Origin of the sequence: Flavobacterium sediminis, from assembly GCF_003148385.1 — a bacterium.
GTDB lineage: Bacteria > Bacteroidota > Bacteroidia > Flavobacteriales > Flavobacteriaceae > Flavobacterium > Flavobacterium sediminis.
Genome location: NZ_CP029463.1, coordinates 1,943,097 through 1,960,519 on the forward strand (window position 1 = coordinate 1,943,097; position 17,423 = coordinate 1,960,519).

Here is a 17,423-nt window from a genome sequence, read left to right on the forward strand (position 1 = left end):
TATTATGGCACACGCACACGAATCAAACACAAAAAGAATCTGGACAGTATTCGGTATATTATCAGTAGTAACGACTGTAGAAGTTGCTTTAGGTATCTTAAAACCGGATGCACTTCACATGACTTCATTTTTAGGGACTAGCCCTTTAAATTGGATTTTCATCATCTTAACTTTAGTGAAAGCTTATTATATTATGTGGGCATTCATGCACTTAGAAGGTGAAAAAGGAAGTTTCCGTTGGTCAATTGTAGGTCCTTTAGTATTCTTAATTTTGTATCTATGTTTTATTTTATTGGTAGAAGGTAATTACGTATACCATGTGTATAAAACAGGACACTTAGAATGGATATTCTAATAAATATTTACATATAGTTAAAATCCCGCTTCGAGCGGGATTTTTTTATTATTTTTGTGGGGTTAATTTATGCTTTTAAAAGAGTGTTAGAAGCAAAAGTATTTAAAACCCGATGAATAAAAATAAAATTATTTTAATTATACTTTTTGCGTTGCCGATTGTAATCTATCTCATCTTCGCATCTGCAAAACACAATTCACTTTTTTTACCCGTAATCTCTAAAAATAACCAAGATGTTCCTTTTCAGTGGAAAACATTAGAAGGGAAATCAGCTACTTTAGAGGATAAGATTACCGTTTTAGGCTTTCCGGGATCTAATATTGCAGAAATAAAAGGGAATCTTTTTAATCTGAACCAGAAAATCTATAACAAATATTTCGGGTTTAAGGATTTTCAAATGGTAATGGTAATGCCAAAAGGGACAGAGGATGATTGTAAACAGATTTTGAGAAAGTTAGAATCTGTTACGGAGGATCTGTCGGGTTGGAATTTTGTGTTTACTACTCCCGATTCTATACAACAATATTATAATACTTTTCATTTTGTCGGGCAATTGGATCAAAATCACGGAACCCCGGCAGTTTATATTATCGATAAAAATCTTTCTCACAGAGGTAGAAAAGGGAAAAATAAAATAGGAGAAGAAGAGTTTAAAGAAAGTTATAACACTGTTTCGGCAGCCGAATTGCATAACGAAATGGGAGATGATGTAAAGATATTGTTGCGAGAATATCGTTTAGCCTTGAAAAAGAATGACAAGCGCAAAGACGAATTCAGGGATAAGATTACAGAAGAAATAGAAAGCGGAATAAACGATTAATTATGAAAAATAAATCCTATATAGGAATCTCATTCATTGTTCTGATCTTTGGGATCTGGACAGTAAAAGAAATCAGAGCACGTTATTTCAAACCTTCTGATTTGGTAGAAATAGGTTCTGCACCGAGATTTGAATTGACAAATCAGGAAGGTCAAAAAGTTACAGATAAAGATTATTTGGGAAAAGTATATGTATTGGAGTTTTTCTTTTCCACCTGTCCGACCATTTGTCCGAAGATGAATCAGAATATGTTGAAAATTCAGGATGAATTTATGGATAAAAATGATTTCGGAATTGTATCAATCACAATTAATCCTGAAAATGATACGCCACAGGTTTTAAAAGAACATGCGGAAATTTTGGGAGTAAAGCATGCGAACTGGAATTTTTTAACAGGAGATCAAAAGTATATTTACGATTTAGCGAATAAAGGATTTAACTTATATGCTGCAGAGAATAATAATGCTACAGGTGGTTTTGAACATTCGGGAATGTTTGCTCTAATTGATAAAAAAGGAAATATCCGATGCCGGAAGGATCAATTCGGAAATCCGATCCTGTATTATGACGGGATCGAACCGGAAGGAGTAGCGGCAATAACAGAAGATATTAAGAAATTATTAAACGAATAGAAAATTGTATGGAAAATAAAAATACCGTAGAAACTAAATACAATAAGTTGATCATTGCTTTGTCTGTGATTATTCCTTTAGCAGTTGCTGTTTTATTCGGAGTAAACCTGAAAAAAATGGGTTTTGATGTGAAACCTTTAACTTTTTTACCTCCGATCTATGCTGCTATTAATGGAGTTACGGCTTTTTTACTGATCGTCGCCGTTTGGGCTATCAAAAACGGGAATCGTAAATTACACGAGAACTTGATGAAGTTAGCGATTCTTTGTTCTGTAATGTTTTTGGTTATGTATGTGGCTTATCACATGACTTCTGATTCGACAAAATACGGAGGAGAAGGTGTTTTGAAATATGTGTATTTCTTTATCCTTATTTCGCATATATTATTGTCTATAGCAATTATTCCTTTGGTGTTGATTACTTATGTAAGAGCTTTAGCAAAACGATTTGATAAACATAAAAAAATAGCGAAAATTACGTTTCCGATCTGGTTGTATGTCGCAGTTACAGGAGTTGTAGTATATTTAATGATTTCACCTTATTATGCAAGATAGAGGAAATAAAATTCTAAGAAGATATTTAACAAAAAGAGGAAAAGCCTTGCTTTTTCTTCTTTTTTCGTTCTTCTTCTTTTCCCTTTCTTCTTATTCACAGTGTGCCATGTGTAGAGCTGCATTGGAGAGTGAAGAAAGCGGGGTAAAGGCTGAAGGAATCAACGACGGAATCGTTTACCTTATGGTTATTCCGTATGTATTAGTTGCCGCCGCCGGTTATGCTATTTATAAAATCAGATACGCTAAAAAAGAAGAGCATTAATCTAGTCCGTCTATTTTAATTCTGATTTTTCCTGTTGTAGATAAGAATGCAATTATAGCTTTATTTGTTAGTTCGATCTTTTCGAATTCAAAATCATTTAAGTTTCCGTTGACATATATTCCCGACATAGGGGAATAATTGTTTAAATAAGGGCTTAGGTTTTGTTTGCCTTCTTCCAGATTCTCTTTAATAGAATAACGGCAGTTTTCCTGAATTTTTCGCAGAATAGTGCTTTGTGCTAACCAATTGGCCGATTTTAACAGAACACTTTTGGTACTTAAGATATAGTCTAATTGGTCAAAATAGATTTCTTGGGTAGCAGAGTTGTAGCTTGGATAGCCTGTTAAATAAATGTCTCCGGTAATACTACCGGTTAAACTTAAGGAAATGATCAGTTTGTTATCTTTTTCCCAAAGGTCTACTTTTTGAACAACCACTTTTCGTTTCCCGGAAGAAAACTCTTGTCCTTTAAAGTTTTTAGTCAGTACCTTTGAAGCGCTTTCATAAGTTGAAACGCCGGCTAAAGCCAGAGAAACCTTGTCCGGCATTTTGCTTACCGGTTTCAGAATAACTGAATTGCGGTCAAATTGTTTCATCGGTTTTTGACCTATCATGGTTTGTAAATTGCATTTTAACCCCATGTCAAGAGTAATCTGTTTGTCTTTTAAACGGGCTTCAGTAACATATAATTCAACAGGAATAACTGTAAACCATGTTTCGTATGCTTCATGAACCAAAAAAGGTTCGCTGATCTTGTCTAAAGCATCAAAAACGTGAGGTTTAAAATCACAGGTCTCATCAATAGCTTTGTCAATTTGCTGAGCAATAGTTTTTTTAAAATAACTAAGCGTAGGGTTAATAATGTAAGTTATAGGGATCTTCTTTCCTGCAATTACAATAGCCGGACTTTCATTCCATTCAAAATCATCTATAGCAGAAGTAGTAGTTAATTTCCAATTGGTTAAATGGGCTTTGCTTTTTAAGGTCAAGACCCCGTCCAGATAGATTTCACGAGTATCGTTTAAACCTAAAAAGTCGGTGCCGTATTTTATTCTGGTCCATATTTTTAAAGGAAGTTTTGACAGGATAACACCATTTTCTTCTTCTAAAGTTATGGGATCTGACTTCCAGATCTTTAATTCGCAATTATCATCTTTTAAAATAGAATCATTATAGATCAATCCTTTCAGGTTCTTGTTTAGTTGTTTTTCGATGTCTTTTAACGTTATTTCTACCGGAAGGGAAATAAAAGATGTCTTATTGGTGTAAACCATAGGAGTATTGTCGGAAGGAAGTGGCTTTATAGCTTCTATTTTAGGAGAAGCACTACTACAGGCTGTAAGGCAAAGTACTATCAAAACACTTAGTAAAGCAAAGATGAAAAACGGTTTCATAAGTTGAATTTTATGTAAAATTAAAATTTTATCGTTTTACTGTAACAAAAAAGCTAAAAAAGGGTCATATAGTAAAATTCATAAGCAAATGCTAAAAAAGATAGCCTTACTTTTATTAGTACCCCTGGCATTACAAGCACAAGACAAGAAGTGGACACTTCAGGAATGTGTGATGCATGCCTTAGAAAACAATATATCAGTAAAACAAGCTCTGATTAATTGGGAGACAGCAAAGGTGGATAAATTAGAAGCAGTAGGTAACTTCCTGCCAACGCTTAATGGTAGTGCAAGTTATAATGTAAATACAGGAGCTAATATTAATCCTACGACAAACCAGTTTGAAAACAGTACGTTTAAGTCCTTTTCAGCCAGCGCTAATTCACAGATAAATTTGTTTAACGGATTGGCTAACTGGAAAAGATTGCAACGTGCCAAACTGAATAACATTGCCTATCAATACCGTTTGAATAAAATGAAGGATGATGTGGCACTGAATGTTGCGAATGGCTACCTCCAGATTTTGTTACAAAAGGAACAGGTGAAAGTGTTGGAGAACCAAATTTTGCTAACCAAAGAAAATCATAAAAGAACATCGGAATTAATAGAAGCCGGACAATTACCTGCCGGAGACATTTTTGAGATCGAAGCAACATTGGCTTCCCAAGAACAACAATTAATTGCCGCTCAAAATACTTTGGTCTTTGCAAAAGTGGGTTTAGCCCAATTGCTGTTGATTGAGGATTATGTGGATTTTGATATTGCAGATGAAACATTTACCCCTGAATTGTCTCAGGTGTTTGACCAAACACCGGATGCCATTTATCAAAAAGCAAGAGATGTTGTAAATGATATAAAAGTAGCACAGTCTAATTTTGATCTGGCTGCAAAAGATTTAAGTATAGCAAGAGCTGCTTATTATCCAAGGATATCAGGCTTTTTAGGGTATAATACACGTTGGTCTGAAAGTCAAGTGTTGAGTTTCAGGGAACAGTTATATTTATTAGACGGTACAGCAATAGGTCTTCAATTGACAGTTCCTATTCTGAATGGTTTTTCTACCAGAGCATCTGTAAAAAGAGCTAAATTAAGCAAGTTGAATAATGAGTTCCTGCTGAAGCAATCCGAATTGGACTTAGAGCAAAATGTGTATCAAGCCTATAATGATGCTATAAGCGCTCAAAAAACATATTTAGCGGCTCAAAAAACTTTAGAAGCGCGTAAGTCGGCTTATGAGTTTTCACAGGAACGTTACGATATCGGAATGATGAACGGTTATGATTTTATGCAGTCTAAAACCAATTTTGATAATGCTCAGGCTGATCTGATCAGAGCAAAATACGATTATATCTTTAGAACCAAAATTTTAGAATTTTATTTCGGAATACCTATAATTCAAAATAATTAACCATGTCAAAGAAAACTATTTATATACTGGGAGGTGTTGCAATTACTCTTTTTGTTGTTCTTTTAGGCTTGAAGAAGGCCGGTGTGATAGGAAATAATGAAAATAGTAAAACAGTTGAAATTACCAAAGCTTCTCAAAGCACAATTGTTGAAACAGTTTCAGCTACCGGAAAAATACAGCCCGAAGTAGAGGTGAAGATATCATCGGAAGTCTCGGGGAGATCATTGATTTGCCTATTGTTGAGGGGCAACAAGTGAAAAAAGGAGATTTATTGGTAAAGATCAATCCGGATATCTATGTGTCGGGAGTAAATCGTTCCGCAGCCTCACTTTCTACTACAAAAGCAGGATTGAATCAGGCAGAGGCTCAGTTAAAAGAGGCTAAAGCAAATTATGACAGAAATAAAGTGTTGTTTGGAAAAGGGGTTATTTCAAAATCAGAATGGGATAAAATCGTTTCAGCTTATGATGTGGCTGTAGCTTCTAAACAATCAGCTTATTTTAACGTGCAAAGTGCATCGGCAACTTTAACGGAAGCAAAAGACAACTTGGGGCGTACAACAATTTATGCGCCGGCAGACGGAACCATATCTCTTTTATCAGTGGAATTAGGAGAGCGTGTTTTAGGAACGCAACAAATGACCGGAACAGAGCTTTTACGTGTGGCGAATCTGAATAATATGGAAGTGGAAGTTGATGTGAATGAAAATGATATTGTGAAAGTGAGTATAGGCGATTCAGCGAAAATAGAAGTGGATGCTTATCTGAAAAAAGAATTTAAAGGGATTGTAACAAGTATCTCAAATTCTGCCAGTTCAGACTTAACAGCCGATCAAGTAACAAATTTTAAAGTAAAAGTTCGTATTCTGAAAGAGTCCTACAAAGACTTGTTAGAAGGGAAACCGGAAAACTATTCACCGTTCAGACCAGGAATGACCGCTACAGTGGATATCATTACAAAGAGAAGAGAAAATGTGATAGCAGTACCGATCAGCGCGGTAGTCATTAAAGATGATACGACTTCCGTTAAAAAAGATGTAATGGCTGAGCTTGAGAAAAAAGAGAACAAAACGGCTTCAGGCTTTGATAAAAAATTTGAATGTGTTTTTGTTAAAGTAGGCGATCAGGCTAAGCTAAGAGTGGTGAAAACCGGAATTCAGGACGATTCAAATATTGAGATCGTTTCGGGAATTAAAAAAGGAGAAGAAATTATAACAGGACCTTATACTGTTGTTTCTAAAGAGTTGGTTTCCGGTGATAAAGTAAAAACGGAAACGGCTACAGGTCAAAAGAAATGATAGCATTTTAAATTTTAGTTTTGGGTTTAAGATAAAGCACGAATCAAATTCGTGCTTTATTTTTTTTCAGCTAAACTTTGTACTTTTGCGTTCAATTATAAATGTATGGCGACTATTCTAAACATAGAAACAGCTACTAAGAACTGTTCGGTTTCTTTGGCAAAAGACGGAAAAACAATCGGGATAAAAGAAATCGCGACAGAGCAGTTCTCTCATGCCGAAAAATTACATGTTTTTATTGAAGAGCTTTTAAAAGAAACACAACTGACATTTAAAGATCTGGATGCAGTAGCCGTAAGCAAAGGCCCGGGGTCTTATACCGGTTTACGGATTGGGGTTTCAACCGCTAAAGGCTTGTGTTATGCTTTAGACTTGCCGCTTATTTCAGTTGATACTTTAGAGATACTGGCAAATGCTCTTACAGTGACATCCGGAGTAATTGTACCTATGATAGATGCCAGACGAATGGAGGTGTTCTCTGCCGTTTTTAATACCGGAAAAAGAAAGATCAGAGATACTCAGGCCGAAATTATTGATGTGGATTCGTATCGGGAAATCTCAGAAGATATTCATTTGATAGGAGATGGAGCTCAAAAATTACAGGAAACATTAACAGCTTCTAAATTTATATACCATCCTGAAATAGTTTATCCATCAACCCAAGAAATGAGCTTTTTGTCTTTTGAGAAATACAAAAAAAGCGACTTTGAAGATGTCGCTTATTTTGAACCGTATTATTTAAAAGATTTTGTTTTAAATAAATAAAAGTTTAGTTTTTCTTGATCTCAACCTGATGAGGATACGGGATTTCAATTCCGGCAGCATCAAGAGCCAGTTTTGTGTTTTCCATAACATCAAAATAAACAGTCCAGTAGTCGGTCGTATTACACCAAGGTCTAACGGCAAAGTTTACGGAGCTATCAGCCAGTTCTAATACATTAACAGTTGGTTTAGGGTCTTTTAGAACAAGCGGATGTGCGGTTAAAACGTTCATTAGGACTTCTTTTGTGTCTTTGATATTAGCGTCATAGCTTACTCCGAAGATCAGATCCACTCTTCGGGTACCCTCAGTATTGTAATTTATAATATTTCCGTTTGACAGAACTCCGTTAGGAATAATAATCTCTTTATTCGATAAACCGATAAGTTTAGTAGTAAAGATCTCGATTTCTTTTACAACTCCGGTTTCACCTTGAGCTTCAATCAAATCCCCTATTTTAAAAGGTTTAAAAATCATAATCAGAACACCGCCGGCGAAATTGCCTAATGAGCCTTGTAATGCCATACCGACAGCTAAACCTGCAGAAGCTAATATAGCGGCAAATGAAGTGGTTTCAACGCCTAATTTTGCTAATATGGCTAAGATCAATAGTATTTTTAGAAGCCAGCTTAGTAAATCGAGTAAGAACTTTTGAAGGCTTTCTTCTAATTCTCGTTTTTGCATGAGCTTTCTGCTGCCGGCAATTAGTTTTTTTATAATCCAGTTTCCTACAAACCATATCAGAAAAGCACCAAATAACCTAAGTCCGTACTCTGTACCTAATTCAATGATCTTAGTTAGCCATTTTTCAATTTCCATAGATAAAATATTTATTAATTATAATGAATAGTTTCGGTGAAATTACATAGTTGTACTACAAATGTAAATTTTATATTTGCGTTAACCCAATTAGACTTATCGATTTTAATTATAGAATGTTCTTATTGATAGAACAGATATATCGGATTAGTTTGGACGGATGTTTTTTGTTGAAAAAACCTTGTTGTCACTTTAAAAAGTTAAAAAAAATAACGTAATCCATTATTTGAACATGTCGAATGTGATAAAGATACTTATTTTTGATCTAAAAAAACAGCGTGTTTTTTAGATTGTCTTAAAATTGATAACGTTAAATTAACATGGAAAAGAAAAAGTTAAAAGAATTTTGCAGAAAATAAAAATACTTAAATGGAACAAGTTTATATTGTAATGCTCGTTGCATTAGCCATCTTAGCAATTATTGATCTGATGGTGGGAGTGGCTAATGATGCAGTTAATTTTTTAAACTCAGGTATAGGTTCTAAAGCGGTCTCTTTTAAAACGTTGATGATCGTAGCTAGTATAGGGGTCGCATTAGGGGCGTTATTCTCAAGTGGAATGATGGAAATTGCTCGAAGTGGAATTTTTGTTCCGTCCATGTTCACGTTTGAAGATGTTATGATTATATTTTTAGCCGTAATGATTACCGATGTTTTATTGCTAGACATCTTTAATTCATTGGGCTTTCCGACTTCAACCACAGTTTCAGTAGTTTTTGAATTGTTAGGAGGTGCCGTTTGTTTGGCTATTTATAAGATAGTAACACAAGATGGTGATATAAATACATTGGCTTCTTATATTAATACGGCAAAAGCTTCCGAAATTGTTTCCAGTATTTTACTTTCTGTAATTATATCTTTTACAGTCGGAGCTATAGTAATGTACATTTCTCGTATTGTATTCTCATTTCATTATGAGAGAAGAATTAAGTATTTCGGTGCTATTTTCGGAGGGATAGGGATTACGGCAATTACCTATTTCATATTGTTTAAAGGGATTAAGAGTTCTTCTTTCATGACAGCTGAGCTGAAGGATATGATGAAGGCAAATCAAGTTTATATTATATTGGGGAATTTTGTTTTTTGGGCTATTTTTTCCCAAATCATTATTACTCTTAAACAGAATATTTTTAAGATCATCATTATCATAGGAACATTTGCATTGGCTTTAGCGTTTGCAGGAAATGATTTGGTGAATTTTATAGGTGTGCCGATTGCAGCTTTGCAATCGCATGATATTTTTGTAGCAAACGGAAGAGATGCCAATATGTTGATGGGGCTTTAGCTTCTAATGAGATAAGAGCTAATTTTTGGTTACTGTTGTTTGGTGGAGGAATCATGGTATACACTTTGTGGACCTCGAAAAAAGCCAGAGAGGTAATTAAAACCGGAGTGGATTTATCGCGCCAAAGTGAAGGTTCGGAAAAATTCGATGCGAATAATTTATCCAGAATTATTGTTAGAGGAAGTATTTATGTAGGTCAAATGCTAAACTATGTAATGCCTAAAGCATTGGAAATTAAAATTGACAGACAGTTTGAAGCTAGAAAATACGAAAAGAAAGAGGAAAAACCGGCATTTGATATGGTCAGAGCAGCTGTAAACCTTATGGTTGCCAGTATTTTAATTGCTGTTGGTACTTCTTTGAAATTGCCTTTATCAACAACCTATGTTACTTTTATGGTAGCGATGGGGACCTCTTTTGCTGACAGGGCTTGGGATAGGGAAAGTGCCGTATATAGAGTAGCTGGCGTTTTTAATGTTATCGGAGGATGGTTTGTAACAGCAATAGTGGCCTTTACAATGGCAGTAACAGTAGTGTTTTTATTAAAAGTAGGAAAAGTGTTTGCTTTCGTAGGTCTGATGATTTTAGTGGGGATTCTATTGTATAGAAGCGGTAGAAAGTATTTGCAGAGATCAAAAGAGCAAGAGGAAGAAGCTAAGCTTAAAAGAGAAGATATTGCCACTATAAAAGAAGTAATGTCAGAGAGTTCGGCTCAAATTGCACGTGTTATCAATAAAGCACAATTGTTGTATACTGATGTGGTCAATAATTTAGGACTTCAGGATCTGAATAAGTTAAAAGATAGTAAAAAGAAGCTAAAAAAACTGGAAAAAGATGTTGATGAACTAAAAGGAAATGTCTACTATTTTATTAAAAATTTAGATGAAACTTCTGTTGAAGGAAGTAAGTTTTATATACTTATCTTAGGGTACCTGCAAGACATGGTGCAATCAATAGGGTATATTACAAATAATAGTTACCAACATATCAATAACAATCATAAAAACCTTAAGTTTAACCAAATTAGGGATTTAAAATCAGTTGATGCTCAATTACATCATTTATTTGTGAGGTTGCAAAATAGTTTTGCTCATGAAAAGTTTGAAGCTCTTGCAATTGTATTGGAAGAAAAAGATGAATTGTTGAATACGATTTCTGAACTGATTCAAAAACAAATTACAAGAATCAGAACAACGGAAAACAGTCCTAAAAACAGTAAACTTTATTTTGGGCTGTTATTGGAAACAAATGATCTGATAAAGGCGACAATGAATCTTTTGGAATTGTTTCAGGAGTTTGATAAGCATGTGAAAACGAAGAATGGTAAAATGATAGTATAATAAAAAAGGGAAGCTTTGCTTCCCTTTTTTATATGTAGAAAATAGTATTCTTAAGCATTGTTAGCGATAACAACTAATTCATTATCATTAAGCATTTGCCTTAACATATTTTCAATTCCGTTTTTAAGAGTAAAAGTGGAAGAAGGACATCCGCTACAAGCCCCTTGAAGTATAACGTTAACTTGTTTGTTGTTTTCATTGTAAGATTCAAACATAATATTTCCGCCATCGCCTTGAACAGCCGGTTTAACGTATTCCTCTAAAATATTGATGATTTGCTGAGAAGTAGCATCTAAATTTTCAAAATAAGATTCCTGTTGCTTTTCATGATTTGCCGTTGCAGTGATTAAAGTTTCATCTACAGCAGCTTTACCGTTTTCCAAATACTCTTTGATAAACGTTCTGACTTCTAAAGTCAATTCGTCCCAGTCGGCAATTTCATATTTTGTAATAGAAATGTAGTTTTCGTCGATAAAGATCTCTTTGACAAACGGAAAATTGAATAATTCTTTGGCCAATGGAGCAGCTTTCGTTTCGTCGATGCTTTTGCATTCCACCATGGTTTTGGTGAGCAATTTGTTAGCGACAAATTTCATTACAGCTGGATTAGGAGTGGTTTCACCATAAACTGTAACCGGTATTTTTTTTGTCGTTTCGTCTATTTCAATAATTTTTCCGCCTTGCTCAATAAAATCTTCTATTTCCTTTGCTACAGCATCCTGTACATCTTCCCATTCAACAATTGAGAAACGTTCGATAGCTATAAAATTTCCTGAAATAAATACCGTTTTAACAAAAGGTAGATAAAAAAGTTTTTGAGCTAAAGGAGAGTTCTTTGTTTCGTCAATGTTCTTAAACTCAAAACTTTGATTACGAACAATGAAATCGTCAAATTCAAATTTAACAATTGAGGGGTTATTTGTGTTTTTTATCGTTAATTTATTCATTTTAACATCGTTTTCGCAAAAGTAATAAAGAAAATGATAGATGATTTTTTATATTTGTCCATTAACGACAAATTAACATTTATATAACCAGAAACACAACTACAAACTAACCATAACACATTATTATGAAAAAAAAATACTTTTTCTTTATCTTTTTATTATGCTTACTGAGTTCGTCGGTCGGATTTGGTCAGGCTGATTTGACTATTACAGTCACGGACGGCCAGGCTCAATATTATCCCGGCCAATTGTTGAATTACACGATTACGGTTCAAAATTTGGGTACAAATGATGCTGCAAATGTTGTTGTTCAAAATGCGATACCTTCAGGAGCGATAAGTTTTAACTGGACGAGCAGTTTAGGAGCTTCAGGTAACAATATTGCAATCAATGATGCGATAGGTACTTTGACTTCAGGTCAAACAGTAACTTATAATTTATCTGTTGAAGTGGCTTCTTCAGCTACAGGAGATTTTAGTAATGAAGCTTCTGTTACTAGCGATACAACTGATCCAGATATGACAAATAATACAAGTACAGATACTGATCTACAGATGAATACTGCTGATGTGGTCGTGAATTGCTCTGATAATCAGATGTATTATACCGGAGGAGAGTCATTGATATATAATGTGACAGTAACTAATTATGGGCCTGGAGTAGCAACAAATGTTGTCGTTTCTAATCCTATTCCGGCTGGGATAACTTATTTTAGTTGGACAGGAAGTAACGGTTCGTATGGAATAAATGCTCCTTTGAATAACACAATTGCTTCTCTTGCGGTAGGGCAAACAATTACTTATGTAATCACGCTTGAAGTACCTTTTAGTGTGTCGGGTGATTTTACAAATCAGGCTTCGGCTACTAGTTCAACTTTCGACCCTGATATGGCAAATAATACAAGTCAGGATACAGATATTAACAGTAATTCTTTTGTTGGGAATGTAGCGGTTAGTATAGTAGATAATACATCAACTTATGATCAGGGAGGGCAAATAACGTATACTGTTACAGTTGTGAATTATGGTCCACAGATATCTTCAAACATAGATGTTTTGGTGCCAATGCCAACAGGGATAACATCTTTTTCATGGACAGGAAACGGAAATAGTGGTGTAAATGCAGATTTGGATGATGTAATAACCAGTCTTAGTCCTAATGAGACAGTTGTATATACTGTTGTTGTGGATGTGCCGTCAGGTTTTACAGGAGATTTGGTGTTGGATGCAAGTGCAAACAGTACTGTTATGTTTGATTCTGAAACGGCAAACAATTCTGCTCAGGATGTTAATGTGCAAGGAAATGTAGCAGATATTGTTGTTACAAATACAGATAATAATACGGTATATGTTCCGGGTACTACAAATACATACACTATTACAGTAACTAATAATGGTCCTGATGACGCAGTTAATGTGCAAATAGAAAATTTAATCCCGGCCGGAATTACTGGCTTTTCTTGGACTGGAACTAATGGTAGTACAGGAGCAGATGTGGATTTAGTAGATACAATACCTTATTTGCAAGTAGGGCAGTCAGTTGTTTATACTGTAGTATTGGATGTTCCTGTAACTTTTACAGGGGATTTAGTGAGTTTAGTAACTATGAATAGTGATTCTTTTGATCCTGATACTACTTGTGTGAGTTGTGAAGACACTGATACAATGGTTACTTCGGGTAGTGATATTGTAATTACCAATACAAATAATCAAACGGAATATACGCCGGGAACTACCGTTGTTTATACTGTAACAGTAACTAATAATGGTCCTGATGCCACAACTAATGTAAATGTATTTAATGGTATACCAACCGGTATTACTAATTTTTCGTGGACTGGAAGTAATGGTTCTTCCGGAACTAATACGGATTTAGATGATGTCATTGCAGCATTGGCATCAGGTTCTACAGTTACCTATACAATTACTTTAGACATTCCTGTATCTTATACCGGAGATTTAACGAGTGAAACGACGATCTTGTCTATGGATACAGTAGATCCTAATCCGGGGTGTACAGATTGTATAGATACAGATGCGCCTGTGAATACAACAGGAGCAGATCTAGAGGTTCAATTGACAGATAATGCGACTACATATACGCCGGGTACTTACATAACATATACCCTAACAATAACGAATAATGGACCGGAAGATGCTGTAGATGTTAATGTTTTAGGAGGGCTGCCTTTGAATGTGACAGATATAATTTGGGTTGACCAAAATAGTGTAACAGGAATAGGAGCTTTAAATGAAACCATTCCATTGTTAGCAAATGGAGCAACTTTTACATATCAAATAACAATTTTTGTTCCGAGTGATTATGAAAGTAACGGAAACTTAATCAATAGTGTGTCCGTTTCTTCTTCAACAACTGATCCTGATCCGGATTGTACGGGTTGTGTAGATGCTGATATGCCAAATTCTTTAGCAGATATTGTTACCATAAAAACAAATAATCAATCCAATTATACAGTCGGAGAAGATGTGTCATACGTTATAAGTATAACCAATTACGGACCAAGTGATGCTTACAATGTAAATGTTACAGATAATCAACCTTCAAACACTCAGATGTTTTGGGTAAACAGTTTAGGAGGTACAGGAACAGGAAATATAAATTACCTCATTCCTTATTTAGGAGTTAATGAAATGGTGACATTTAATGTAACCTTATCGGTGCCGGAGAATTATAATCAAAATACAAACTTAACAAATACAGTTTCAGTAACAAGTCAAACAACCGATCCTAATCCTGGATGTTCTGCTTGTACGGATACGGATACACCGGCTCCGAAAACTATTTCTGTTCAGCAAGCAAATAATTCGAATACAGCTACAACTTATACTGTTGAGGAGCTGGTTAATGATGTGTTAATTCATTCAGCATGTGCTCAGGTTTATAATATCACAAGTTCTCCTATATGTGGGATAGGCTATTTCGATAGTAACAATGCTGATTTTGATTTTGCTTCCGGAGTTATTTTAAGAAATGGAAATGTTATAGCTTCACAAGGAGCCTATACTGGAACTACTATGTCTTCTACTTGTTCAGGAACTGGAGATGGTGATTTGCAAACGATTAGTGATAATAATGGTAATACTGGTTCAATAAATGATGTTACTTATATTCAATTTGATTTTACACCCTTAACAGATAATTTCTCTTTTAATTTTATTTTTGCATCTAATGAATACGGTCAGTATCAGTGTGGTTTTTCTGATGTTTTTGCTTTTATATTAACGGATTTAACCACTGGGGTTTCAACAAATTTAGCGGTAATCCCCGGAACAAATATACCGGTATCGGTTACAAATATAAGAGATACTGCTTATAATGGTTCTTGTCCTTCGTCAAATTCCCAATATTTTGATACGTATAATGTGGGAATCCAAATTCAATCATGAATATGAGAGGGTACACGATTCCGATGACAGCTTCAGCGACGGTTGTGCCGAATAACAACTATAGGATTAAATTAGCAATTGGTGATTATAATGATAACCTATTCGATTCTGCAGTGTTCTTGGAAGCCGGTAGTTTTAATGTAGGACTTGCAGATTTGTATTATTATGCTGGACTCGATACAACTACGGAAGATATGACTGTAGAGACTGGTTATGCTGCATGTTCGGGTACAGTTAGGGAAATTAATACAGGTTTAGATCCTAATTATTATAATTTTGTTTGGTATCAAGATGGTGCGATTATAACTTCTGAAACCGGGCCGAGTATTATGGTAAGTGAGCCGGGGCAATACTGTGTTGAAGCGAGTAATGTTTCCGGTGCCTCTTGTATACAAAGTGACTGTATTTTAGTAGAGTTTTTAGAAGGACCTGAAGTTAATCCTACTCCTGGGAATTATGTTGTTTGTGATGATGGTACAGGAACCTATACCTATAATTTTTTAGATCATTTAAGTGAAATTATAGGTACTCCTAATTATATGGATTATTATTTCAGTACATACTTCTATTTGTCTCAACAAGATGCAATAGACGATATTCAAATACCAGCAACTTATACTACTAATGTAAGCCCTTTAACGGTTTATGTTAAAGTTGAAGATTTTAACTTTTCATGTCCTTCATATACTAGTTTTGTTGCAGAGGTGCAAAATTGCGCCGTAATAACCCCAACACAGCCTTCTGATTTATATTTATGTGATTTAGACGGAGACGGAGTAGAGTCATTTGATTTAACGCAGCAAGATGCTACAGTATTAGGGTCGTATACACCTGCATCTGATTATACGATAACGTACCATACGACGCAGGCCGGAGCCGATGACGGAACTATAGATTTAGCGACACCTTTCAATGCCTATCTCAATACGAGTAATCCCCAGACGATTTACGTTCGATTAGAGGAAAATGCTACAGGAGATTACGGTACGACGACTTTTGAGTTAAATGTTTTGGGAGTTCCGTCTATAGTGATCACAGATCCTTCAGCGGTATGTTCGCCTAATACAGTAGACATAACAGATCCTTCCGTTACGGCCGGCAGTAGCAATACAGGGACATTTGATTATTGGGAAGATGCAGCAGCAACGATAGCAGTATCCGATCCGACAGCAATAGATGTCAGTGGTACTTATTATATAAGCACAACAGTAGGTAGTTGTAGCGATATCCAGCCTGTAGAGGTAACGATCAATCCAACGCCAAGTTTAGTGATTACGGATCCTGCATCGGTATGTTCACCTACTACGATAGATATAACAGACCCTGCTGTAACAGCAGGTAGTACCTTAGGCGGGACGTTGAGTTACTGGGAAGATGCAGCCGGAACGATAGCGGTATCCGATCCTACAGCGATAGATGTCAGCGGCACGTATTACATTATGAGTAGTTTAGGTAGTTGTAGTGATATTCAGCCTGTAGTAGTGACGATCAATGCGACGCCAAGTTTAGTGATCACAGATCCTGCATCGGTATGTTCACCTAATACAGTAGACATAACGGATCCTGCTGTAACCAGCGGTAGTACAAACTTAGGGACTTTCAGTTATTGGGAAGATGCAGCAGCAACGGTAGCAGTATCCGATCCGACAGCGATAGATATCAGTGGAACATATTATATTATGAATGCACAAGGTAGTTGTAGTGATATTCAGCCTGTAGAGGTAACGATCAATCCAACGCCAAGTTTAGTGATTACGGATCCTGCATCGGTATGTTCACCTACTACGATAGACATAACAGACCCTGCTGTAACAGCAGGTAGTACCTTAGGCGGGACGTTGAGTTACTGGGAAGATGCAGCCGGAACGATAGCGGTATCCGATCCTACAGCGATAGATGTCAGCGGCACGTATTACATTATGAGTAGTTTAGGTAGTTGTAGTGATATTCAGCCTGTAGTAGTGACGATCAATGCGACGCCAAGTTTAGTGATCACAGATCCTGCATCGGTATGTTCACCTAATACAGTAGACATAACGGATCCTGCTGTAACCAGCGGTAGTACAAACTTAGGGCTTTCAGTTATTGGGAAGATGCAGCAGCAACGGTAGCAGTATCCGATCCGACAGCGATAGATATCAGTGGAA

12 protein-coding genes and 2 pseudogenes are annotated in these 17,423 nt (G+C 35.6%); 11 read left to right on the forward strand and 3 right to left on the reverse strand.

The genetic code is table 11. The features are described from left to right. Positions 1 to 4 precede the first annotated feature (4 nt). The 5 genes from DI487_RS09025 to DI487_RS09045 all read left to right on the forward strand — a co-directional run bounded on the left by DI487_RS09025 (position 5) and on the right by DI487_RS09045 (position 2,623). Entirely contained in the window at positions 5 to 355 is a 351-nt protein-coding gene (locus tag DI487_RS09025; RefSeq protein ID WP_109570646.1) for a cytochrome C oxidase subunit IV family protein, read from the forward strand. A 112-nt stretch (positions 356 to 467) separates the two neighbouring features. Continuing rightward, complete coding sequence (locus DI487_RS09030) at positions 468 to 1,175, forward strand: hypothetical protein (protein WP_109569353.1); 708 nt, start codon at positions 468 to 470, stop codon at positions 1,173 to 1,175. Positions 1,176 to 1,177: 2 nt separating this feature from the next. Beyond that, entirely contained in the window at positions 1,178 to 1,807 is a 630-nt protein-coding gene (locus DI487_RS09035) for an SCO family protein (protein ID WP_109569354.1), read from the forward strand. Positions 1,808 to 1,815: 8 nt separating this feature from the next. Then, entirely contained in the window at positions 1,816 to 2,361 is a 546-nt protein-coding gene (locus DI487_RS09040; RefSeq protein WP_109569355.1) for a DUF420 domain-containing protein, read from the forward strand. Then, positions 2,351 to 2,623, forward strand: a complete 273-nt coding sequence (locus tag DI487_RS09045; RefSeq protein ID WP_245896332.1) for a hypothetical protein — start codon at positions 2,351 to 2,353, stop codon at positions 2,621 to 2,623. The genes DI487_RS09040 and DI487_RS09045 overlap by 11 nt, the downstream gene beginning before the upstream one ends. On the opposite strand, the gene DI487_RS09050 is transcribed toward DI487_RS09045, so the two are convergent. After that, a complete protein-coding gene (locus DI487_RS09050; protein WP_109569356.1) occupies positions 2,620 to 4,017 on the reverse strand; it encodes a DUF4403 family protein in 1,398 nt (465 codons plus the stop codon). The two genes, DI487_RS09045 and DI487_RS09050, sit on opposite strands and share 4 nt — an antisense overlap. A gap of 88 nt (positions 4,018 to 4,105) precedes the next feature. Here DI487_RS09050 and DI487_RS09055 point away from each other — a divergent pair, with 88 nt between their 5' ends. The 3 genes and pseudogenes from DI487_RS09055 to tsaB all read left to right on the forward strand — a co-directional run bounded on the left by DI487_RS09055 (position 4,106) and on the right by tsaB (position 7,484). Next, on the forward strand, positions 4,106 to 5,422 hold the full coding sequence (locus DI487_RS09055; RefSeq protein ID WP_109569357.1) for a TolC family protein: 1,317 nt from the start codon (positions 4,106 to 4,108) through the stop codon (positions 5,420 to 5,422). A gap of 2 nt (positions 5,423 to 5,424) precedes the next feature. Beyond that, a pseudogene (locus DI487_RS09060) lies at positions 5,425 to 6,719 on the forward strand (efflux RND transporter periplasmic adaptor subunit). Positions 6,720 to 6,824: 105 nt separating this feature from the next. Beyond that, positions 6,825 to 7,484: a tRNA (adenosine(37)-N6)-threonylcarbamoyltransferase complex dimerization subunit type 1 TsaB gene (tsaB, locus tag DI487_RS09065; RefSeq protein ID WP_109569358.1), complete on the forward strand. Its 660-nt coding sequence runs from the start codon at positions 6,825 to 6,827 to the stop codon at positions 7,482 to 7,484. A gap of 4 nt (positions 7,485 to 7,488) precedes the next feature. Here tsaB and DI487_RS09070 read toward each other — a convergent pair whose 3' ends face one another. After that, entirely contained in the window at positions 7,489 to 8,298 is an 810-nt protein-coding gene (locus DI487_RS09070; protein WP_109569359.1) for a mechanosensitive ion channel family protein, read from the reverse strand. Positions 8,299 to 8,667: 369 nt separating this feature from the next. On the opposite strand from DI487_RS09070, the pseudogene DI487_RS09075 reads away from it, so the two are divergent. Beyond that, positions 8,668 to 10,922, forward strand: a pseudogene (locus DI487_RS09075) (5-bromo-4-chloroindolyl phosphate hydrolysis family protein). Between the two features lie 50 nt (positions 10,923 to 10,972). Here DI487_RS09075 and DI487_RS09080 read toward each other — a convergent pair. Continuing rightward, positions 10,973 to 11,869 carry a NifU family protein gene (locus tag DI487_RS09080; RefSeq protein WP_109569360.1) on the reverse strand — a complete coding sequence of 299 codons (897 nt, stop codon included), beginning with the start codon at positions 11,867 to 11,869 and terminating at the stop codon, positions 10,973 to 10,975. A 125-nt stretch (positions 11,870 to 11,994) separates the two neighbouring features. Here DI487_RS09080 and DI487_RS16480 point away from each other — a divergent pair, with 125 nt between their 5' ends. Further along, positions 11,995 to 15,276, forward strand: a complete 3,282-nt coding sequence (locus tag DI487_RS16480; RefSeq protein WP_109569361.1) for a choice-of-anchor L domain-containing protein — start codon at positions 11,995 to 11,997, stop codon at positions 15,274 to 15,276. Between the two features lie 2 nt (positions 15,277 to 15,278). Continuing rightward, positions 15,279 to 17,387: a choice-of-anchor L domain-containing protein gene (locus DI487_RS16485; RefSeq protein WP_146193419.1), complete on the forward strand. Its 2,109-nt coding sequence runs from the start codon at positions 15,279 to 15,281 to the stop codon at positions 17,385 to 17,387. Positions 17,388 to 17,423: the final 36 nt, after the last annotated feature.